At 69.1% G+C, this 19,438-nt stretch carries 19 protein-coding genes, 2 tRNA genes and 1 pseudogene; 8 read left to right on the forward strand and 14 right to left on the reverse strand.

Features of this window, described 5'->3' with window-relative positions; genetic code table 11:
• Positions 1 to 15: 15 nt before the first annotated feature.
• From HQ312_RS09615 to HQ312_RS09630, 4 genes are read right to left on the reverse strand one after another with little or no spacing between them, the layout of a single operon-like run.
• The gene (locus HQ312_RS09615; RefSeq protein WP_222630312.1) at positions 16 to 987 is read right to left on the reverse strand and encodes a DUF3445 domain-containing protein; all 972 of its coding nucleotides are present in this window, start codon (positions 985 to 987) and stop codon (positions 16 to 18) included.
• Complete coding sequence (locus tag HQ312_RS09620) at positions 984 to 1,904, reverse strand: PDR/VanB family oxidoreductase (protein ID WP_222638451.1); 921 nt, start codon at positions 1,902 to 1,904, stop codon at positions 984 to 986. The genes HQ312_RS09615 and HQ312_RS09620 overlap by 4 nt, the downstream gene beginning before the upstream one ends.
• Entirely contained in the window at positions 1,901 to 2,281 is a 381-nt protein-coding gene (locus tag HQ312_RS09625) for a dimethylamine monooxygenase subunit DmmA family protein (protein ID WP_222638452.1), read from the reverse strand. Before HQ312_RS09625 ends, HQ312_RS09620 begins: the two co-directional genes overlap by 4 nt.
• Positions 2,282 to 2,321: 40 nt before the next feature.
• The gene (locus HQ312_RS09630; protein WP_156380558.1) at positions 2,322 to 3,311 is read right to left on the reverse strand and encodes an iron-siderophore ABC transporter substrate-binding protein; all 990 of its coding nucleotides are present in this window, start codon (positions 3,309 to 3,311) and stop codon (positions 2,322 to 2,324) included.
• Between the two features lie 164 nt (positions 3,312 to 3,475).
• On the opposite strand from HQ312_RS09630, the gene fdhD reads away from it, so the two are divergent.
• Positions 3,476 to 4,324: a formate dehydrogenase accessory sulfurtransferase FdhD gene (gene fdhD / locus HQ312_RS09635; protein ID WP_027505660.1), complete on the forward strand. Its 849-nt coding sequence runs from the start codon at positions 3,476 to 3,478 to the stop codon at positions 4,322 to 4,324.
• Here the strand turns inward: fdhD and HQ312_RS09640 are convergent.
• From HQ312_RS09640 to HQ312_RS09650, 3 genes and pseudogenes are all read right to left on the reverse strand, one after another.
• Positions 4,293 to 5,678: pseudogene (locus tag HQ312_RS09640) on the reverse strand (amino acid permease). The gene fdhD and the pseudogene HQ312_RS09640 overlap by 32 nt on opposite strands.
• A gap of 18 nt (positions 5,679 to 5,696) precedes the next feature.
• Complete coding sequence (locus HQ312_RS09645) at positions 5,697 to 6,341, reverse strand: CoA transferase subunit B (RefSeq protein WP_056445900.1); 645 nt, start codon at positions 6,339 to 6,341, stop codon at positions 5,697 to 5,699.
• Positions 6,338 to 7,084: a CoA transferase subunit A gene (locus HQ312_RS09650; protein ID WP_037185784.1), complete on the reverse strand. Its 747-nt coding sequence runs from the start codon at positions 7,082 to 7,084 to the stop codon at positions 6,338 to 6,340. Before HQ312_RS09650 ends, HQ312_RS09645 begins: the two co-directional genes overlap by 4 nt.
• Before the next feature lie 107 nt (positions 7,085 to 7,191).
• Between HQ312_RS09650 and HQ312_RS09655 the strand changes: the two genes are divergently transcribed.
• Positions 7,192 to 8,013: an IclR family transcriptional regulator C-terminal domain-containing protein gene (locus HQ312_RS09655; protein WP_222638453.1), complete on the forward strand. Its 822-nt coding sequence runs from the start codon at positions 7,192 to 7,194 to the stop codon at positions 8,011 to 8,013.
• A 45-nt stretch (positions 8,014 to 8,058) separates the two neighbouring features.
• A complete protein-coding gene (locus HQ312_RS09660; protein ID WP_222638454.1) occupies positions 8,059 to 9,267 on the forward strand; it encodes an acetyl-CoA C-acetyltransferase in 1,209 nt (402 codons plus the stop codon).
• Here the strand turns inward: HQ312_RS09660 and HQ312_RS09665 are convergent.
• From HQ312_RS09665 to HQ312_RS09690, 6 genes are all read right to left on the reverse strand, one after another.
• Complete coding sequence (locus tag HQ312_RS09665; protein ID WP_027505655.1) at positions 9,264 to 9,533, reverse strand: SelT/SelW/SelH family protein; 270 nt, start codon at positions 9,531 to 9,533, stop codon at positions 9,264 to 9,266. The two genes, HQ312_RS09660 and HQ312_RS09665, sit on opposite strands and share 4 nt — an antisense overlap.
• Before the next feature lie 76 nt (positions 9,534 to 9,609).
• Positions 9,610 to 10,890: an ATP-dependent Clp protease ATP-binding subunit ClpX gene (clpX, locus tag HQ312_RS09670; RefSeq protein ID WP_222638455.1), complete on the reverse strand. Its 1,281-nt coding sequence runs from the start codon at positions 10,888 to 10,890 to the stop codon at positions 9,610 to 9,612.
• Positions 10,891 to 11,115: 225 nt separating this feature from the next.
• Complete coding sequence (locus HQ312_RS09675) at positions 11,116 to 11,781, reverse strand: ATP-dependent Clp protease proteolytic subunit (RefSeq protein WP_027505653.1); 666 nt, start codon at positions 11,779 to 11,781, stop codon at positions 11,116 to 11,118.
• 79 nt (positions 11,782 to 11,860) lie between these two features.
• On the reverse strand, positions 11,861 to 12,457 hold the full coding sequence (locus tag HQ312_RS09680) for an ATP-dependent Clp protease proteolytic subunit (protein WP_051613384.1): 597 nt from the start codon (positions 12,455 to 12,457) through the stop codon (positions 11,861 to 11,863).
• A gap of 241 nt (positions 12,458 to 12,698) precedes the next feature.
• Positions 12,699 to 14,117 carry a trigger factor gene (gene tig, locus HQ312_RS09685; protein ID WP_222638456.1) on the reverse strand — a complete coding sequence of 473 codons (1,419 nt, stop codon included), beginning with the start codon at positions 14,115 to 14,117 and terminating at the stop codon, positions 12,699 to 12,701.
• A gap of 115 nt (positions 14,118 to 14,232) precedes the next feature.
• Positions 14,233 to 14,306: transfer RNA gene (locus HQ312_RS09690), tRNA-Pro, on the reverse strand.
• Positions 14,307 to 14,498: 192 nt separating this feature from the next.
• Here HQ312_RS09690 and HQ312_RS09695 point away from each other — a divergent pair.
• A tRNA-Gly gene (locus HQ312_RS09695) sits at positions 14,499 to 14,569 on the forward strand.
• 58 nt (positions 14,570 to 14,627) lie between these two features.
• Here the strand turns inward: HQ312_RS09695 and HQ312_RS09700 are convergent.
• Entirely contained in the window at positions 14,628 to 15,044 is a 417-nt protein-coding gene (locus HQ312_RS09700) for an STAS domain-containing protein (protein WP_051613329.1), read from the reverse strand.
• 229 nt (positions 15,045 to 15,273) lie between these two features.
• Between HQ312_RS09700 and HQ312_RS09705 the strand changes: the two genes are divergently transcribed.
• The 4 genes from HQ312_RS09705 (at position 15,274) to HQ312_RS09720 (ending at position 19,418) form a co-directional block, all read left to right on the forward strand.
• Positions 15,274 to 16,107: a universal stress protein gene (locus tag HQ312_RS09705; RefSeq protein ID WP_222638457.1), complete on the forward strand. Its 834-nt coding sequence runs from the start codon at positions 15,274 to 15,276 to the stop codon at positions 16,105 to 16,107.
• Between the two features lie 88 nt (positions 16,108 to 16,195).
• Positions 16,196 to 17,530, forward strand: a complete 1,335-nt coding sequence (locus tag HQ312_RS09710; protein ID WP_222630268.1) for an EAL domain-containing protein — start codon at positions 16,196 to 16,198, stop codon at positions 17,528 to 17,530.
• Positions 17,531 to 17,548: 18 nt separating this feature from the next.
• Positions 17,549 to 18,565, forward strand: a complete 1,017-nt coding sequence (locus tag HQ312_RS09715; RefSeq protein ID WP_056446359.1) for an iron-containing redox enzyme family protein — start codon at positions 17,549 to 17,551, stop codon at positions 18,563 to 18,565.
• Positions 18,566 to 18,602: 37 nt separating this feature from the next.
• Positions 18,603 to 19,418, forward strand: coding sequence for a hypothetical protein (locus tag HQ312_RS09720; RefSeq protein ID WP_027505648.1), 816 nt, complete (start codon positions 18,603 to 18,605; stop codon positions 19,416 to 19,418).
• Positions 19,419 to 19,438: the final 20 nt, after the last annotated feature.

The following is a 19,438-nucleotide window of genomic DNA, read 5'->3' on the forward strand; positions in this document are numbered from 1 at the left end:
CCCGAACCTAGGCGATCACCCGAGCACCGCGCGACGTCTGCTCCGCCACCAGCGGTCGATCGCCGGTCGCAGCGCGGTCAGCCCCTTGTAGTCGGCCATGTCACGCGGCAGCTCCGCGGTGACCGCGACGACGCGCTCCGCCCAGCCGGGCACCGCCGCGAGTTCGTCGAGCGAGGCCTGATGGGTGCGGATGAGGAAGAGGATCGCACCGGACGGAGCGAGGCGCGTCAGGTGCTGCACCTCGACCCGCAGGCAGAGGCGCCGGCCGACCTCGTCGACGGACGCGGTCTCGAGGTGCCGTCGCGCGGGTGCCCACTCCCCGCGCGTCTCCAGAGAGGCGTCGAGCCGATGATCGACCCCGAGCGACCAGTTGGTGCGCCGCACGATCGCTCCCGCACCCAGCCCGAGGAGGAACGCGCGCGCCCGCGCCACGACCCCTTCCTCCCGCACACGCGGGACGGGACCGTGGATGTCCTCGAAGCTCGCACCCAGAGCGAAGTTCACGGACCACCCCGACGCGAACGTCACCACGCCCGCGTCGGCGAACAGCTCGCCCCTGCGGGTGTCGAGCAGGACGAGATCGTCCGGGGTCTCCCCCGCCGCCAGCAGCAGTGGGTCGACGCTCGGGTCACCTCTGGCGACGTCGATGCTGGTGCCGGACAATCTGTTCGAGAAACGGACACGCCCGTCGTCGAGATCGAGCGTCGTCTCGTCGGGCATGCTGCGGTGCAGTTCGGTCAGCACCGTCTCGAGCGCGTCCCACCCGGCCGGCGCCATGTGCGGCAACGACACCGCTCGCCGGGGGTCCCGTGCGAGGATGCGGGCGCGTTCGGCCAGCGCGCCCCGATAGTCGGTGCCCGGTTCGACGACGTGCTCACCCCAGCCGCCCGCGGCGGTCCGATGAGCCGTGCGCGCCGGTTCGAGATTCGTGCTGTACCGGTACGTGTCACCGTCGAAGGGGAACGGGAAGGCCCGTAGGTCGGTCACAGGTCCACCACCAGACGGTCCCCCGCGGCGCGGGACACGCAGACCATCATCGAATCCGACCGTGTGCGTTCGTCGTCGGACAGGAACAGGTCGCGATGATCGACGGCGCCCGCGAGCACGGGCGTCCGACACCGACCGCAGACACCGTGACGACACTGCCGGTCGACGGACACGGCGGCAGTGTCGAGGACGTCCAGCACCGACTCGTCGGCCGACACCGGCAGGGTGCGACCGCTGCGCGCGAGTTCGAGCACGAACGACCGGCGAGGAGTATCGGGGCGGATGAACGCCTCGGTGTGCAGACGGCTCTCCGGCCAGCCCACCGCACGCGCGGCAGTCAGCGTCGCTTCGACGAGAGAGGGTGGCCCGCAGACGAACAGGTGAGTTCCCAGTGGCTGCCGGGTGAGCGCGTCCGCCAGTCCGCTCGTGAAGTCCTCGCGGGTGGTGCTGATCCGCGCATCGCACGACGTGGCCACGTCCTCGGCGAACGCGCCGCGTTCCGGCCGGTGGACGTAGTGCACCTCGGCGGTCGACCCGAGCCACCGCGCCAGGGACAGGATCGGCGTGATGCCGATCCCGCCGGCCACCAGCAGGTGCCTCCGCGCACGGAGAACCGGAGCGAAGGTGCTGCGCGGAGTGTCGACCTCGACGAGGTCACCCGGGCGCCGGCTCTGCAGCCATCGCGACCCGGCGCCGACGGCGAGTACCGCGCACGAGAAGAGGGACGGGGCGTGCGGCGGCCCGATCAGGGAATAGGCGTTGTACGGGGCGGACGCGTCGTCGCCGCAGCGCACCACCACGTGGCTTCCGGGCACGAACGACGGCAGCGCGTCCCCCGAGCGCAGCGGCGCGAGGTCGATGCGCCGCACCGCACCGTCCGGAGTGACCGCGGTCGAGTGGACCACCCGCAGTGTCACGACGCGGCGTCCGGAACGCCGAGGCGAGCAGCGAGACGGCTCGAGACATGGTCGGTCACCACGAGATTCGCACCGCAGGACCCACAGGGCGGTGCCGGTCCGACCGTTCGGCACACCGGGCAGTAGACGTCGACACTGCCGTCCTGCGTGACGACGACGGAGATCTCGTCGGGTTCTGCGCCCGCCCGCAGCGCTCGCTCGCGGTAGACCGCGACATGGGCTGCGGAACCGATCAGCACACAGCGCCAGCCGACCACCGCACGGTCCGTCTCGGCGTCGAACCACGCGTCCGACTCCGGACCTCGCACCGCGAATCGGCCCGGGCTCTCACCGGCCGAGTCCGGACGGTCGGCGTCGCCGATGATCAGCACGGTCACGCCGCCGACAGTACCGCCGGCCGATCCACCGTCGGGCCTGTCAGCGCACGAGAGGTGCCAGCCGGCCGGGGATCTCCTGCAACGCGAACGGCAGGCTGAGCACGGTGCTCCACGCCATGGCCTCGGCGGCCTCGTCCTCGAGAATGATCACGCGATTCTCCTGGACGGCGGTCAGCTGCTGGTAGACGGGAGTGGCCGCCAGCTCGGCACGGAGCTTGTCACCGAAGCCGCCACCGGCGTACCAGACGAGCACGTCGACATCGGCGAGAGACAACTGCTCGGTGCTCACGGTGGCGAAGTTGCGCTCGCCCACCTGGTCGACGACCGGCGGATTCACGAAGCCCAGTTCGTTGAGGAAGCGCACCTTCGGGTCCTGCGCGCCGTAGACACCGAACTGTCCGGGGCCCTGCAGCGCTCCGAGCAGCACCGTCTTGCCGGCGAACGACGGGTTGGCGGCAGCCGTGTCGGCGAACTCGCGCTCGAGATCGGTGATCAGCGTGCTCGCCTGATCGGCCCGACCGAGCGCCTGGCCGAGCAGTGTGGTCTGGTCGCGCCACGGAATGCCGTAGTCGACGAAACCGGTCGGCTGGGTGACGGTCGGGGCGAGCTGGGACAGCGAGTCGAACTCCGACTGCGTGATACCCGCATAGGTACCGACGATGAGATCGGGGCCTGCCGACGCCACCTTCTCCACGTCGATGCCCTCGGACGCGGTCCCGACGATCGCCGGTGCGGCGCCCCCCAGCGCAGACTGCGCCCAGGGCCAGGTCGCGGACGGGTAGTCGCCGTACCAGTCGAACACTCCGACCGGAACGACACCCAGCGCGAGCAGGGTGTCCTGGTCGTTGTACCCGACGCTGACGACGCGCTGCGGATCCGACGGCACGCTGACCTCGCCGTACTTCGTGGACACGGTCGCGCCGGAGTCCTGCGATCCGCCGGAGTCGGAACTGCTGCACGCAGCGGCCACCGCGACGATCGCGCCGGTGGCACCGAGGAGGAAAGAACGACGTGAGACGCCGGCCGACATGGCCATGGTGAGGTGGTCCCTTCGATGGACGGCGGGGACCCAGCCCCCCTGGTGTAGGCAAGGCTAACTTATGCACCGCCGCCTCGGACACGGGTCCGTCCGCGCGCCGAGCCGACGCGGGTCCACTATGGAGTGATGAGCACGTCGCACGAGAGCCACCACTGATGGGCCGCGCCACCGTCCGCCGACCGGTCGTCCGCATCCGCGGACCGCACCGCTCGTCACGGCCCGACACCGTGGTCGCCGAGGAACCGTTGGAGTTACGCGTCGGCGGCAAGGCGTTGGCCGTCACCATGCGTACGCCCGGACACGACGTCGAACTCGCGCACGGGTTCCTCGCCACCGAGGGCGTCATCGGCGGCCGCGACGACATTCTGGCCGCACGGTACTGCGACGGTGTCGACGACGAGGGGCTCAACACCTACAACGTGCTCGATCTCGCTCTGGCAGCGCACGTCCCACCACCCGACCCCGGGGTCGAACGGAACTTCTACACGACATCGTCCTGCGGCGTCTGCGGCAAGGCGTCACTCGATGCGGTGCGGCTCAAGACCCGCCACTCCCCCGGAGCCGACGGCGCGACAGTCACGACGACCGTCCTGACCACGCTCCCGGACACCCTCCGCGAGCACCAGCGCATCTTCGCGTCCACGGGCGGGCTGCACGCGGCCGCGCTCTTCGACACGGACGGCACGCTTCTCGCGGTGCGGGAGGACGTCGGCCGACACAACGCCGTGGACAAGGTGATCGGGTGGGCGGTGCTCGAGGGACGGGTTCCCCTCACGGGAACGGTGCTCATGGTCAGCGGACGCGCGTCCTTCGAGCTCGCGCAGAAGGCCGTCATGGCCGGGATCCCGATCCTCGCCGCGGTGTCCGCGCCGTCGTCGCTCGCCGTCGACCTCGCCGACGAATCCGGCCTGACTGTCGTCGGCTTCCTCCGCGGAGACGGTATGAACGTCTACACCCACGCCCACCGTGTGATCAGCGAGCCGCCGCCCGACGACGCCCGGTGATCAGACCGACGACGGTCAACAGCACGACCACCGCGAGGGTGGCGAGTACCTGACGACGGGACGACGCGTCCGTCAGCATGAGCACGGTCAGGCCCACGAGGAGCGCGAGCGCCACCCAGCTGAGGTACGGGAACGCCCACATGCGAACGGGCAGTGGACCTGCCGCCTCCAGACGGCGTCGTAGTCGTAGCTGCGACGCCACCGTCACCGCCCAGATCGCCAACAGGGACGCGCCCACGGCGTTCAGCAGGAACGTCAGCAGACCGTCGAGGTCGAGATAGTTCAGCAGCACGGTCACGAAGCCGAAGAACACCGAGACGAGCAGCGCGGCACGCGGGACCCCCGACGCATCCACCCGCGCCAACTAGCCATGCCCGTCCCGCCCACCACCGGCCGGCCTCCGGCCTTCCCGCAACGCCAGCGAGTACATCATCCGGCTGGTCGCGTAGATCTGCGCGTTGAAGGCACTGAGCAGTGACAGCACGATGATGGCCTCCATGAAGCCGACCACCCCGGAGAGGTTCGCCTGCTGCAGCACCAGCGTGAACGGGCTCTCCGCGGCCGACTGCGCCTCGTCGAGGCGGTTCCACGGCAGCAGCAACGTGATCACCAGGATCGACCCGAGGTAGAAGACGCTGATGCGCCACACGACGCTGCGCACCGCGCGCCCCACCGACAGGGCCGGGTCCTTCGACTCGGCCGCCGCGATGGTCACGATCTCGATGCCGCCGAAGGCGAACGCCACGACCAGCAGCCCCGCGGCGATGCCCGAGACGCCATTGGGCGCGAACCCACCGAGACCGGTGAAGTTGGCGGCGCCGACAGGGTCCGAACCGGGGAGCAGGCCGAACACCAGCAACGTCCCGACGACGAGGAACCCGATGATGACGGTGACCTTGATGGCGGCGAACCAGAACTCGAACTCGCCGAAGTTCGACACCTTCGCGAGGTTGATCGCGGCGAAGACGACCATGGCCACGAGGGCGGGGATCCACGGATCCACACCGAACCATGCACCCATGAAGGCTGCGGCGCCGGTCATCTCGGCGCCCATGACCATGACGAGGGTGAACCAGTACAGCCAGCCGGTGACGAAGCCGGCGGTGCGGCCGAACGCCATCTCGGCGTAGGTCGAGAACGATCCCGACGACGGCGAGGCGGCGGCCATCTCGCCGAGCATGCGCATGACGAGGATCACGAGGAAGCCGGCGAGGGCGTAGGACAGGAGGACGGCGGGTCCCGCGGCGGCGATGCCGGCGCCGGTGCCCAGGAACAGCCCGGCGCCGATCGCGGAGCCGAGGCCCATCATCGTCAGATGGCGGACCTTCAGTCCGTCGGTGAGTGAGTCGACCATGAGAAGGAAACGGTAACGCTACGTCCGGACGCGGACCTCGGCGCCCGTCGCCGCAAGGACGTCGTCGACCCCCACACCGGGTGCGGTCTCGATCAGTTCGAGCCCGTCCGCCGTGACGTCGAGGACCGCCAGATCGGTGATGATGCGGTGCACGCAGCCGCGACCGGTGAGCGGGAGCGTGCACCTCTCGACGATCTTGGGCTCCCCGCTGCGGGAGACGTGTTCCATCATCACGATGACGCGTCGCGCTCCGTGGACCAGGTCCATCGCGCCGCCCATCCCCTTGACCATGTGGCCGGGGATCATCCAGTTGGCGAGATCACCGCGGCTGTCCACCTGCATCGCGCCGAGGACGGCGACGTCCACGGCGCCGCCGCGGATCATGCCGAAGGACTGTGCCGAGTCGAAGAACGAGGCCCCCGGGAGCACGGTGACGGTCTCCTTGCCGGCATTGATCAGCTCGGGATCGAGTTCGTCCTCGGTGGGGTACGGGCCCACGCCCAGAACTCCGTTCTCCGAGTGCAGGATCACGGTCCTGTCGGGGGGAATGTGGGCCGGGATCAACGTGGGCATACCGATGCCCAGGTTCACGTACTGCCCGTCCTCGAGTTCGGCGGCCACCCGTGCCGCCATCTCGTCCCGTGTGCGCGGAGTCGGGGTCATGACCGCACCGTCCTGCGCTCGATCCCGACCGTCACGGGCCCGACGACGACGACGCGCTGAACGTGGATACCGGGCGTGTGCACGTCCTCGGGCGTCAGCTCCCCCGGCTCGACCAGATGCTCTACCTGGGCGATGGTGATGCGCCCCGACTCCGCTGCCGGTGGATTGAAGTTGCGGGCGCTGGCCCGGTAGACGAGATTGCCGTACCGATCACCCTTCCAGGCGTGCACCAGTGCGAAGTCGGCGGCGATCCCGCGCTCGAGGACATGGGTGACGCCGTCGAACTCGCGCGTCTCCTTCGGGGCCGAGGCGAGAGCGACCCCGCCGGCGCCGTCGTACCGCTGTGGCAGCCCGCCCTCGGCGACCTGTGTCCCCACCCCCGCGGGGGTGAAGAACGCCGGGACTCCGGCGCCGCCCGCTCGCAGCCGCTCGGCGAGCGTGCCCTGCGGTGTCAGCTCCACTTCGAGTTCACCGCCGAGGTACTGGCGGGCGAACTCCTTGTTCGACCCGACGTACGAGCTGACGGTCCTGCGGATCCGGCCCTGCTCCAACAGGATTCCCAACCCGAAGCCGTCGGTCCCGCAGTTGTTGCTGATGGTCTCGAGATCGGTCGCACCCTGGTCGAGCAGCGCAGCGATCAACAGCTCCGGCACACCGACCAGACCGAATCCGCCCACCGCGATCGACGATCCGCTCGGGATGTCGGCCACCGCCTCGGCGGCCGAGGCCACCACCTTGTTCATCATGACCGTGACCCTAACGCACCGTTCGACAGGTGAACAGAAGTCCGCGATGCGAACACTGTGCTTCAATGAGACACGCGCATCCGAGCCGACGAGGAGAGGACCCCATGACCGAGCCCGCACCGCCGCAGACCCGCGCTGCCGCCGCGGATCACGTGCAGTCCCTCGCCCGCGGACTCGCGGTGATCCGGGCCTTCGACGCGGACCATCCCCGTCGCACGCTGTCCGAGGTCGCCCGAGCCACCGATCTCACCCGCGCCACTGCCCGTCGCTTCCTGCTCACCCTGGTCGAACTCGGGTACGTCCGCACCGACGGCACCACCTTCGCGCCGACTCCGAGGGTCCTCGATCTCGGCTACTCGTACCTCTCGTCGCTCTCGCTCCCCGAGATCGCCGGACCGCATCTCGAGGCCTTGACCGCGCGCGTGCACGAGTCCTCGTCGGTGTCCGTCCTGGACGACCTCGACGTCGTCTACGTCGCCCGGGTCCCGGTGAGTCGCATCATGACCGTGTCCATCACCATCGGCACCCGTTTCCCCGCCTACGCCACCTCGATGGGCAGAGTCCTGTGGGCCGGTGTCGACGAGAACGCTCTCGCGAACCTTCTCGCGCGCACCGACCTCCGCGACCTCACGGGACGGACGGTGACGACGGAGTCGAGCCTGCGCGCCGAACTCGATCTCGTTCGGACACAGGGCTTCTGCATCGTCGACCAGGAACTCGAGATCGGACTCCGCTCGATCGCCGCGCCGCTGCACGGGCACGGCGGCGCCGTCACCGCCGCGGTCAACATCAGCACTCCCGCGGCGCGCTACTCGCTCGACGAGTTGAGAACCACCGTCGTGCCGGCGCTGCTGAGCACCGCGGCCGCCATCGACGCCGATCTCGCCCGCGTCGCGTCGCGGTCGGACGCAGCCCGCACCTCCTGACCTCTCCCCCCACCCGACCACCGACACACGAGACGAGACCACGCCATGCTCGACGCCGTCATCTGCGCTCCGCTGCGCACCCCCGTGGGCCGCTTCGGCGGGGCCCTGAAGACCGTTCCCGCAGCGGACCTCGCGTCTGCCGTGATCATCGAGATCCTCTCGCGCACCGGGCTGTCCGGCGCCGACATCGACGACGTGATCCTCGGGCAGGGCGCACCGAACGGCGAGGCACCGGCGATCGGACGCGTCGCCGCACTCGATGCGGGGCTCGGCATCGGCGTCCCCGGCCGCCAGGTCGACCGCCGCTGCGGGTCCGGGCTGCAGGCCGTTCTCGACGCCTGCATGCAGGTCTCCACGGGCGTGAGCGACGTCGTGCTCGCGGGCGGCGTGGAATCGATGAGCTCCACCGAGTTCTACACCGACGGTGTGCGGTGGGGCGTCGGCGCCGACTCCGTGCCCCTCCAGGACAGGCTCGCACGGGCCCGGATCACGGCCGGCGGCACACACTTTCCCGTGCCCGGTGGGATGATCGAGACGGCCGAGAACCTCCGCGAGCAGTACGGTGTGTCCCGCGCCGACCAGGACGCCTTCGCGGTGCAGTCCCACCAGCGCGCCGTCGCGGCGCAACGGAGCGGCGTCTTTGCCGAGGAGATCGCGCCCGTCACAGTGCCTCGGCGCAGGGGCGATCCCGTCGTCGTCACCGACGACGAGCACCCCCGAGCCGACACCACCCTCGAGTCGCTGTCCCGGCTCCGCCCGATCCGCGGAACGATCGATCCGGAATCGACGGTCACCGCCGGCAACGCCAGCGGCCAGAACGACGGCGCCGCGCTCTGCCTCGTCACCACGGCGGACAGGGCCGCAGCGCTGGGGCTGACACCCCTGGTCCGACTCGCCGGATGGGCGGTGGCCGGTGTCGCGCCGGCGACGATGGGCATCGGCCCGGTCCCGGCGACGGCCGCTGTTCTCGGCCGGCTCGGCCTCACCCTCGACGACATGGACGTCGTCGAACTGAACGAGGCGTTCGCCGCCCAGGTGTTGTCGGTGCTGACCGAATGGTCGATGGACCCCGCCGACCCTCGGCTCAACCCGCACGGCTCGGGCATCTCCCTCGGCCACCCGGTCGGCGCGACCGGCGCACGCATCCTGACCACCCTCGCTCACGAGATGGTGCGACGAGACGTGCGGTACGGCCTCGAGACGATGTGCATCGGCGGCGGCCAGGGACTCGCGGCGGTGTTCGAGCGCGTCTAGGGACGGTCCGCGTGCCCGAGGTCGCGCTCCGGGTCGACCTCGTCTCGAACGAGTTGCTTCAGGACGGTGATCTCGGGAAAACCGCCGCGCTCCTTGCGATCCCACACCACGGACTCCCCCACCACGACGCGGAAGACTCCGCCGGTGCCGGGAATCAGCGCCACCTCGGTGAGGTCGGATCCGAAGGTCTGCAGCAGTTCCTGCGCCATCCATCCGGCTCGCAGGAGCCACTGACACTGGGTGCAGTACGTGATCGCGACGCGCATGGCGGCGACCCTACCCCCGACGCACGAGAGCCCCGGCGACCATCGGTCGTCGGGGCTCTCGATCGAGCTGAGGGGGTCAGGCGCTCTTCTCGCGCCGTTCCGGCCGGTCCGGCTTGCGCGGCACGATGGTGGGGAGCACGTTGTCGTTCACGGTCTCCGCCGTCACGACCACCTTCGCCACGTCGTCACGACTGGGGATGTCGAACATGACCGGGTTGAGCACTTCCTCCATGATCGCGCGCAGTCCACGAGCGCCCGTGCCGCGATGGATGGCCTGCTCGGCCATCGCGTCCAGCGCGTCCGGGGTGAACTCCAATTCGACACCGTCCATGTCGAACAGGCGCGTGTACTGCTTCACCAGAGCGTTCTTCGGCTCCGACAGGATGGTCACGAGGGACTCCTTGTCGAGATGCGTGACCGACGCGACGACCGGCAGGCGACCGATGAACTCGGGAATCAGACCGAACTTGATCAGATCCTCGGGCATGACCTCGGCGAAGTGGTCCTGCGTGTCGATCTCGGCCTTGGAGTGGACCTCGGCGCCGAAGCCGAGGCCGCGCTTGCCGATGCGGTCCGACACGATCTTCTCGAGCCCGGCGAACGCACCGGCGACGATGAAGAGCACGTTGGTCGTGTCGATCTGGATGAACTCCTGGTGCGGGTGCTTGCGTCCACCCTGCGGCGGGACACTGGCCTGCGTGCCCTCGAGGATCTTGAGCAGGGCCTGCTGCACACCCTCGCCGGAGACGTCGCGCGTGATCGACGGGTTCTCGCTCTTGCGAGCGATCTTGTCGACCTCGTCGATGTAAATGATGCCGGTCTCGGCACGCTTGACGTCGTAGTCCGCGGCCTGGATCAGCTTGAGGAGGATGTTCTCGACGTCCTCACCGACGTACCCGGCCTCGGTCAACGCGGTGGCGTCGGCGATGGCGAACGGGACGTTCAGCATCTTCGCCAGCGTCTGCGCGAGATAGGTCTTGCCGCAGCCGGTGGGGCCGAGCATCAGGATGTTGGACTTGGCCAGTTCCACGGTCTCACCACGGCCGTCACGGGCCTTGTCGCCGGCCTGGATGCGCTTGTAGTGGTTATAGACCGCGACGGCGAGACGACGCTTCGCCGTGTCCTGACCAATGACGTAGTTCTCCAGGAAGTCGCGGATCTCCGCGGGCTTGGGCAACTCGTCGAGCTTGACCTCGCTCGACTCGGCCAGTTCTTCCTCGATGATCTCGTTGCACAGATCGATGCACTCGTCACAGATGTAGACACCTGGTCCGGCAATGAGCTTCTTGACCTGCTTCTGGCTCTTTCCGCAGAAAGAGCACTTGAGCAGATCACCACCGTCACCGATGCGTGCCATGAGCGTTAGTCCTCACTAGTGAAAGAGAATCTCTGCGTGCGACCGTACCCGCCTTCGCGGTCGGAGGTCGACTTCTGACGCAACCCGAGCAGGCATGTCGGAGCGGCGTCGCACCCCCTCGGACGTGGGTGAATCGATGCAGTCCGGGGGCTCGGAACCGGCCGGAGCCACCCGTTCACGACCCGTCGTCCGGGCGTGTCGGGAGCGGCCTCCGGCCGGCCGGCGTCACTTGCGTGCGGAGAGCTTGCGGTATTCGAAGACGGTGTCGATGATCCCGTAGTCCTTGGCCTCCTCGGCCGTGAGGATCTTGTCGCGATCGGTGTCCTTGCGGATGACGTCGGCGTCCTTGCCGGTGTGGCGACCGAGGGTGGTCTCCATCAGACGACGCATGCGCTCGATCTCCCGAGCCTGGATCTCGAGGTCCGACACCTGGCCCTGCACACCGCCGGTGGACGGCTGGTGGATGAGGACGCGAGCGTTCGGCAGTGCCGCACGCTTGCCGGGGGCACCCGCTGCGAGCAGCACGGCGGCGGCCGACGCGGCCTGACCGAGGCAGACGGTCGCGACATCGGCGCGCACGTACTGCATCGTGTCGTAGATCGCCATCAGCGACGTGAACGAGCCACCGGGCGAGTTGATGTACATCGTGATGTCGCGGTCGGGATCGAGACCCTCGAGCACGAGCAGCTGCGCCATGATGTCGTTCGCCGAGGCGTCGTCGACCTGCACGCCGAGGAAGATGATGCGCTCCTCGAAGAGCTTGTTGTACGGGTTCGACTCCTTGACGCCGTAGCTGGAGTGCTCGACGAAGGACGGGAGGATGTAGCGGGAATCGGGCCCGGCGGGCGAGCTGGAGCCGGGGAGAGAACGGGGATCGAAGAGCTGGGACATCAGTACTCCAAGGGTGTGGGTGAAGAGATCGGACGACCGACAGGAGCGAGCGCGTCGCGCGCTACGCTGTCCGGTCCGATCAGTTGTCGGCTCCGCTGGTGCCGCCGGCCTGCTCGGCGCGTGTGATGACGTGATCGACCATGCCGTACTCGAGGGCCTGCTGCGCCGTGAACCACCGGTCGCGGTCGGAATCCTCGGTGACCTGCTCGAACGACTGCCCGGTGTGCTGTGCGATCAGTTCGGCCATCTCGCGCTTGGTGAGGGCGAACTGCTCGGCCATGATGGCGATGTCCGCCGCGCTGCCGCCGATTCCGGCGGACGGCTGGTGCATCATGATGCGGGCGTGCGGCAGGGCGTAGCGCTTGCCCTTGGTCCCGGCGGTGAGCAGGAACTGGCCCATCGACGCCGCCAGGCCCATCGCGTAGGTCGCGACGTCGCACTCGGCGAAGTTCATCGTGTCGTAGATCGCCATGCCGGCCGAGACGGAACCGCCGGGCGAGTTGATGTAGAGCGCGATGTCGCGAGTGGGGTCCTCTGCCGAGAGCAGGAGGATCTGGGCGCACAGCTTGTTCGCGATGTCGTCGTCGACCTGCGTGCCGAGGAAGATGATGCGCTCACGGAGCAGACGCTCGTAGACGGAGTCGCTGAGGTTGAGTCCGGCGGTCGCGGACGTCATGGCCGGAGCGGTCACGATCGACCCTGCCTGACGGGACGGCCCTGCCTGGTCGGTGTTGGTCGCCGGGTTCGTGGTGGTCACGGTACCTGCCTTCTCGTGCTCGATGTGGTCTCGCCTGAACGAGTTTCTCGCCGTGAGCGCGAACGTTCCCTGTGGACGGAACGCTCACGTTCTCTGTCACCGACACTAACGAAGGACGGCGGCCCCGGAGTCCCGGAACCGCCGTCGTTCGCTGTGAGCGTTACTTCTGCTGTTCGCCCGCAGACGAATCGTCCGCAACCGACTCGTCCGTGGACGACTCGATCTCCGCCGACTCGGTCTCGTCGGTGGCCTCGTCCTCGGGATCTCCGAAGAGCTCCTTGGTGTCGACGCTCGCACCGGCGGTGTCGGTCACGGAGACGCGATCGACGATCGCGGCGAGTGCCTTGCTGCGTCGGATGTCGGCGAACAGTGCGGGCAGCTGGTTGGCCTGCTGCACCTGCTGGATGAACTCCTCCGGCGCGATGCCGTAGCGCTGCGCCTGGAAGACGATGTTCTGGGTCAGCTCTTCCTGTCCGACCTGGACCGACTCGGCGTCGGCGATGGTGTCGAGCAACAGCTGGGTGCGCACGGACTTCTCGGCACTCTCACGCGCGTTCGTGTCGAACTCCTCGCGCGAGGAGCCTGCGGCCTCGAGCTGCTGCGCGAGCTTGTCCTCGTCGTGGTCGAGCGGATGGATCGCGTCGTGCAGCGCGGAATCGACCTCGGCCTTGACGAAGGCCTCGGGAACCGGGACCTCGACGGACTCGAGCAGAGCCTCGAGCACCTTGTCGCGGATCTGCCCGGCCTGCTCGACCTTCTTGACGCGGGCCACGCGCTCGCGCAGATCGGCCATCAGCTCGTCGAACGTGTCGAACTGGCTCGCCAGCTGGGCGAACTCGTCGTCGGGCTCGGGCAGCTCGCGCTCCTTCACCGACTTCACCGTGACGGTGACCTGCGCTTCCCGGCCGGCGTGCTCACCGGCGAGCAGCGTCGTCGGGAACTCCTTGGAGTCACCCACGGACAGGCCGACGATCGCGTCGTCGAGACCCTCGATGAGCTGGCCGGAGCCGACCTCGTGGGACAGGCCCTCGGTCGAGGCCTCCGCGACGTCCTCGCCGTCGACCGTGGCCGACAGGTCGATGGAGACGAAGTCGCCGGTCTGCGCAGCGCGCTCGACACCGGTGAGGGTGCCGAAACGCTGACGCAGCGAGAGCAGCTGCTCGTCGACGGCCTCGTCGGTGATCTCGACCGGGTCGACGGTGACGGTGACGCTCGAGAAGTCGGGCAGCGTGATCTCGGGACGCACGTCGACCTCGGCGGTGAAGACGATCTCCTCGCCGTCCTCGAGCTTGGTGATCTCGATGTCCGGCTGGCCGAGGGGCTTCAGCTCGGTCGAGCTGAGCGCGTCGTTGTACTTGGCGGGCAACGCGTCGTTGACCACCTGGTTCAGGACGTTCGCGCGGCCGACGCGTGCCTCGAGAAGCTTCGCGGGCGCCTTGCCGGGCCGGAACCCGGGCAGGCGGATCTGCTGCGCGAGCGTCTTGTAGGCGCGGTCGAAATCAGGCTTCAGCTCCTCGAAGGGCACCTCGACGTTGATACGGACTCGCGTCGGGCTCAGCTGCTCGACAGTGCTCTTCACGAACGTGCTCCTTCATCTGCTCGACTGCAGTGATTCGTTGTCGGACTGTGGTGGTGCGGGGTGGTTCCGGTGGGAAGGTGGATCTGGACCATTCGATCGCGGCGACCGACGTCTGTCGGGATGACAGGATTCGAACCTGCGACCCTCCGCTCCCAAAGCGGATGCGCTACCAAGCTGCGCCACATCCCGTTCCTCGTGCACGCCGTCACCCTCGATCGTGGCGATTCGCACCGGCAAGGCCACAGCGACGTGCGCCGACGATCCTACGGCGGTACCGCGGAGGCGCCGACGGCGGGCCGATTTCTCGATCGCGCGCGACGTTCGGTACAGTTCCTCAACGCAGGCGGCAGGAGCTGGCGATCCCAGCACCGCCGCAGGCATGCGGGCGTAGCTCAATGGTAGAGCCTCAGTCTTCCAAACTGATTACGCGGGTTCGATTCCCGTCGCCCGCTCCGCTAACGCGAGAGCCCCCCGATTCACCGAATCGGGGGGCTCTCGTGTGTTCGGGGGTCAGCCGGCGTCGGACAGGACTCCGGCGCCGTCGCGCGCCGAGGTGACCAGCGACACTGCCTCGAAGATGCTTCCGCACACGGTGATCGGCGAGCAGACGCCGAGGAGCTCGAGCGGGCGCCGCACTGCGGGGTCGGTGGCCACCAGCACCATCGGACGGACCGACAGCGAGGACGCCGCGCCGAGGAGAAGGACGGCGCCGGCGCTGCCCAGGAAGGTGACGTCCGACAGGTCGAGAACCACGTCCTCGTGGCCGCGAGCGGCCACGCGTGCCAGGACCTCGCGGAGTTCGGGCGTGGTGCTCATGTCGATCTCGCCGCCGACCGACACCACGGCGACGTCGCCGCGTTCGTATTCGAGGACGGTGAGATCGGCAGCGTCGAAAGAGAAGTGGGTGTCGAGTCCGTGTGCGGTCATTGCTGTGTCTCCCGGTTCGTGTGCGTCGATCTCGTTCCTCGGCGTCTGCCTTAGATTCGCCCGCCAGAGTGACGAGGCTGCGTGCAGAGCATCACGATCCGATAACGTTCACAGCACATCGAGATAACGCCGTTGCAGACTCAACTGCCTGTTCCGGGCATGACATCGCCTCGCGTCGGGAACACTGTGGTCATCTCGGCACCGTCCGTTCGAACCGCTGGAGGCCTGCATGCCCGTGTCCCACCCCGTCGTCGTCGGAGTCGACGGATCGTCCGCAGCGCTCGCGGCCGTGCGATGGGCCACGCGGCTCTGCACCGCTCGCGGCCTGCCCCTCGTGCTGGTCACGGCGGTGTCCGCGCCGGCCTTCGCGGACGTCGACGACACTGCAGCGAGTGCACTCGACCGCATTCTCGCCGACGGAGTGGACGCGGCGCGGGCCGTGGCGGCCGACGTGTCGGTCTCCACCGAGACCCACCACGGCACCCCCGCCGGAGTACTGGTCGAACGATCGACGGACGCCGCGATGATCGTCGTGGGGACGCGGGGGCTCGGCGAGTTCACCGGAGGACTCTCCGCGTCGGTGAGCACGGCGGTGGCGACACACGCCTCGTGCGCCGTCACCGTGGTGCCTCTGGACACGCCGCCGAACGAGGGCACGGGACACGCCGTCGTCGTCGGCGTCGACGGCACGGACAACAGCGTGCCCGCCGTCCGCTGGGCGTTCGAGATCGCCTCGTCACGTGGGGCATCGCTGATCGCCGTGCACGCGTGGAGCGACATCGACGTTCCCGGCGGCCTCGGTCGGTCTGCCGAGGACGAGGAGGCCGTCCTCGCGGAGACGATGGCCGGGTGGTCGCAGGACTACCCCGACGTCGAGGTGGAGCGCGTGGTGGTCCAGGACCGGCCGGTGCGGGAACTCGTGGCCAGATCGGCCGAGGCGGACCTCGTCGTCGTGGGTCGCCGCGGGCGGGGTGGATTCACCTCGCTCCTGCTGGGATCGACCAGCCGAGCCGTGATGCACTCGGTGGACGTCCCTGTCACCGTCGTGCCGTCGCCCGTCTGATCCGTCCTCGCCCTCGCGAGGGGTGATCGGCCTACTGTTTCAGATGCTGCAGGCACGCGGACTCGGTCCGCCGACGAGAGGACCGGGCGTGGAAGAGATCCCCGCAGGCCTGACGGTCCACTCCCTCTACCAACCCGTCGTCGACCTCTCGACGCGCGCGCTGGTCGGCTACGAGGCCCTCGCCCGCGGCCCCGTCGGCACACCCTGGGAGTCACCCGCCGCACTGTTCGAGTCGGCGCGTGCGCACGGGACCGTCGGTCAGCTGGACTGGATGTGCCGAGTCAGTGCGCTCCGAGGGGCGCTGGAGGCCAATCTGCCGACCGGGTTGCAGTTGTTCGTCAACATGGAACCCAGCGCGATGAACCTCGCGCCTCCCGCGGGGGTGGCCGCTCTGCTCGCCGAGGCGTCGCGACTGTCGGTGGTCGTGGAGATCACCGAACGTGACCTGCTCGCCGACCCCGCATCGCTGCTCGAGGCAGTGGAACGAGTGCGCGACCGACGGTGGCTCGTGGCGGTGGACGACGTGGGAGCCGAGACGGCGAGCCTGGCCCTGCTGCCGTTCCTGCGGCCCGACATCATCAAGCTGGACATGACGTTCACCCAGCAGCGGGCGACGGCGGACACCGCGCGGGTGCTCGCGGCGGTCTCGGCGGAGTCCGACCGCACGGGCGCGGTGGTCCTCGCCGAGGGCATCGAGACCGAGGAACACCTGCATCTCGCGCGTGAGATGGGCGCTGCTCTCGGCCAGGGCTGGCTCTTCGGCACGCCCGCTCCGTTGCCGCGCCGTGAGCCACACGCCGGCCCGACCGCCGCCGACCTGCCGTCGGACTCCCCCTTCGCCGTCGGGCTCACCCACCGCATGCCGTCCGCGCCGACGCCCTTCGCACTCGCCGCGGCCACCGGTGGCATCCGCCGCGGGCGTCTGTCCCTGCTCTCCACGATCATCGACCAGTTCGCGCTCCACGCGGCGGCCACCGGACCGTCGACCATCGTGCTGGCCACGGTTCCGCACTCGTTCGAGGTGTCCGCCGAGCAGATGCATCAGGCCGCGCACCTCGCCGCGTCCGGGACGCTCGTCGCCCTGTTCGGACGAGGCGGCGCCGCGACCACACCGCCGGTGCCCGGCCTGCACACCATGAGGCTGCCCGCCGCGGACCCGCTGTTGCGGGAACTGTCGGTGATCGTCGTGAGCCCGCACTTCACCGCCGCCGTCATCGGAGCCGAAACGGACGGCGACGGATCGACCGAGTCGGACCCGGTGTTCGACTACCGCCTGACGTACGACCGCGAACTGGTGCTCGACGCGGCCACCCTGTTGCTCCGCCGCACCACGCCCGTACCGACCGAACCCGGATCGGGTCCGCTGCCCGTCTTCGGACCCCAGCGACCGCCGCGCATGTTCGGACACGGTCGAAACGGGTAGTCGGACGAGGTGACCGCGATGCTGAACGACACCCCGACCACCTCGACCCCGCCGACCGCAGCCGCGCTGCCGACGGCGCGTGGGCCGCTGTCCTCCGCCGTCCTGTCCGCACTCGTGCAGTCCCCGTCGGACGCGGGCAGCGTCGTCGCCCCCGTCACGGACGCCGATCCCTACGGCGACGACCTTCATCTCGCGTTGTACCTCTGCTACGAACTGCACTACCGCGGGCTCCCCGGTGTGGACGACGCCTGGGAGTGGAATCCCGACCTCCTGCGTCTGCGTGCCGAGATGGAGAGCGCCTTCCTCGCCGACGTCCGTGCGCACGTGACGGTGGGCGGCTCGGCGGCCGACGAGATGGACCTGTTGTCGACGGAGCACGTCGACGGGTCCGGCCCGTCCTTCCACCTCCGCGACACCGGCACCGCCGAGCAGATGCGGGAGTACCTCGCGCACCGGTCGCTGTACCACCTCAAGGAGGCCGACCCCCACGCGTGGACGATCCCGCGGCTCCAGGGTCAGGCCAAGGCCTCCTACGTCGCCGTCGAGTTCGACGAGTTCGGCGGCGGGCGCGGAAGCCGCATGCACCAGAACCTCTTTCGCGACCTCCTCGCAGCGGCGGGACTCGACGCGACCTACCTCGGTTACCTCGACCGGGTGGGTGCACCGACCCTCGCACCGGTCAACCTGATGTCGATGTTCGGTCTGCACCGATCGCTGCGGGGTGCCGCCGTCGGACACCTCGCCGCGACCGAGATCACCTCCTCACCCGGATCGCAGCGGCTGGTGAAAGCGTTGCAGCGGTTGGAGTTCCCGGCCGAGTGCGTCGCGTTCTACGCCGAGCACGTCGAGGCGGACGCGGTGCACGAGCAGGTCATGCGACACGACGTGGTGGGCGACCTCATCGCGCGCGAACCGGAACTCGAGGCGGACGTCGTCTTCGGGATGCGCGCCATCGACCACGTCGAGAACGTCCTGGCGGACCATCTCATGGACGCGTGGAGCAACGGCCGGGAGTCGCTGCGCCCCGCGTCGTGATCCGCGACCGGAACCGGACTCTCCGTACACTGGGACCATGGAACCTCTGCTCCTGATCATCGTCGTCGTGGCTCTGGTCGTCGGCGTCGTCGTCGTGTCCCAGCGCAGGTCCGGCCGACGGAGTCTCGAGTCGCTCGACGACGCCAAGGCCGACGCGCGTCAGGCCATCGAGCGCCTCGGCGGCCAGGTGTACAACCTGGTCGGCTCGGACACTGCCTCCAAGCAGGCTCTGGCCGACGCGTCCGAGCGCTACACGGCCGCGGGCTCACAGATCGATCAGGCGCAGTCCCCCACCCAGGCGCGTCTGGCCAAACAGACTGCGCTGGAAGGGCTCTACTACATCCGCGCTGCCCGGCTGGCGATGGGCATGGACCCCGGCCCCGAGGTCCCCACCATCGACGGACAGAAGTCCGCGGGCGAGGTCACCGAGGAACGCACCGTCGACTACGAGGGTCGGGCCGTGACCGCGAGCCCCGGACCGTCCGAGAAGACGCCGAACTACTACCCCGGCGGACGCGTGGCGGGTCGCCCCGTCCCTGCGGGCTGGTACTCCGAGCCGTGGTGGAAGCCCGCCCTCGTGGCCGGCGCGTGGGGCATGGGATCCATGTTCCTGTTCTCCGCGATGTTCTCCGGGATGGCCGGCGTGGGCTACGGGGCGGACAACTTCGCCAGCGGTGAGGGCGACGGGACCGACATGAGCGACGGCGGCGACATGGGCGGCGACACGGGTGACGGTGGTGGCGACATGGGCGGCGATGCCGGGGGCGACTTCGGTGGTGGCGACTTCGGCGGTGGTGGCGACTTCGGCGGTGGTGGCGACTTCGGGGGCGGCGGCGACTTCGGAGGTTTCTGACCTCCACGGGCGCCGGTCCG

The organism is Rhodococcus sp. BP-316 (assembly GCF_019836105.1).
GTDB lineage: Bacteria > Actinomycetota > Actinomycetes > Mycobacteriales > Mycobacteriaceae > Rhodococcoides.

Bases quoted from the DNA above. Each gene is read 5' to 3' on its own strand.
- HQ312_RS09630 (WP_156380558.1), bottom strand. From the start codon at position 3,311: ATGTCGGCCGGCGTCTCACGTCGTTCTTTCCTCCTCGGTGCCACCGGC.
- fdhD (WP_027505660.1), top strand. From the start codon at position 3,476: ATGGGCCGCGCCACCGTCCGCCGACCGGTCGTCCGCATCCGCGGACCG.
- HQ312_RS09645 (WP_056445900.1), bottom strand. From the start codon at position 6,341: ATGACCCCGACTCCGCGCACACGGGACGAGATGGCGGCACGGGTGGCC.
- HQ312_RS09650 (WP_037185784.1), bottom strand. From the start codon at position 7,084: ATGAACAAGGTGGTGGCCTCGGCCGCCGAGGCGGTGGCCGACATCCCG.
- HQ312_RS09655 (WP_222638453.1), top strand. From the start codon at position 7,192: ATGACCGAGCCCGCACCGCCGCAGACCCGCGCTGCCGCCGCGGATCAC.
- HQ312_RS09660 (WP_222638454.1), top strand. From the start codon at position 8,059: ATGCTCGACGCCGTCATCTGCGCTCCGCTGCGCACCCCCGTGGGCCGC.
- HQ312_RS09665 (WP_027505655.1), bottom strand. From the start codon at position 9,533: ATGCGCGTCGCGATCACGTACTGCACCCAGTGTCAGTGGCTCCTGCGA.
- clpX (WP_222638455.1), bottom strand. From the start codon at position 10,890: ATGGCACGCATCGGTGACGGTGGTGATCTGCTCAAGTGCTCTTTCTGC.
- HQ312_RS09675 (WP_027505653.1), bottom strand. From the start codon at position 11,781: ATGTCCCAGCTCTTCGATCCCCGTTCTCTCCCCGGCTCCAGCTCGCCC.
- HQ312_RS09680 (WP_051613384.1), bottom strand. From the start codon at position 12,457: ATGACGTCCGCGACCGCCGGACTCAACCTCAGCGACTCCGTCTACGAG.
- HQ312_RS09700 (WP_051613329.1), bottom strand. From the start codon at position 15,044: ATGACCGCACACGGACTCGACACCCACTTCTCTTTCGACGCTGCCGAT.
- HQ312_RS09705 (WP_222638457.1), top strand. From the start codon at position 15,274: ATGCCCGTGTCCCACCCCGTCGTCGTCGGAGTCGACGGATCGTCCGCA.
- HQ312_RS09715 (WP_056446359.1), top strand. From the start codon at position 17,549: ATGCTGAACGACACCCCGACCACCTCGACCCCGCCGACCGCAGCCGCG.
- HQ312_RS09720 (WP_027505648.1), top strand. From the start codon at position 18,603: ATGGAACCTCTGCTCCTGATCATCGTCGTCGTGGCTCTGGTCGTCGGC.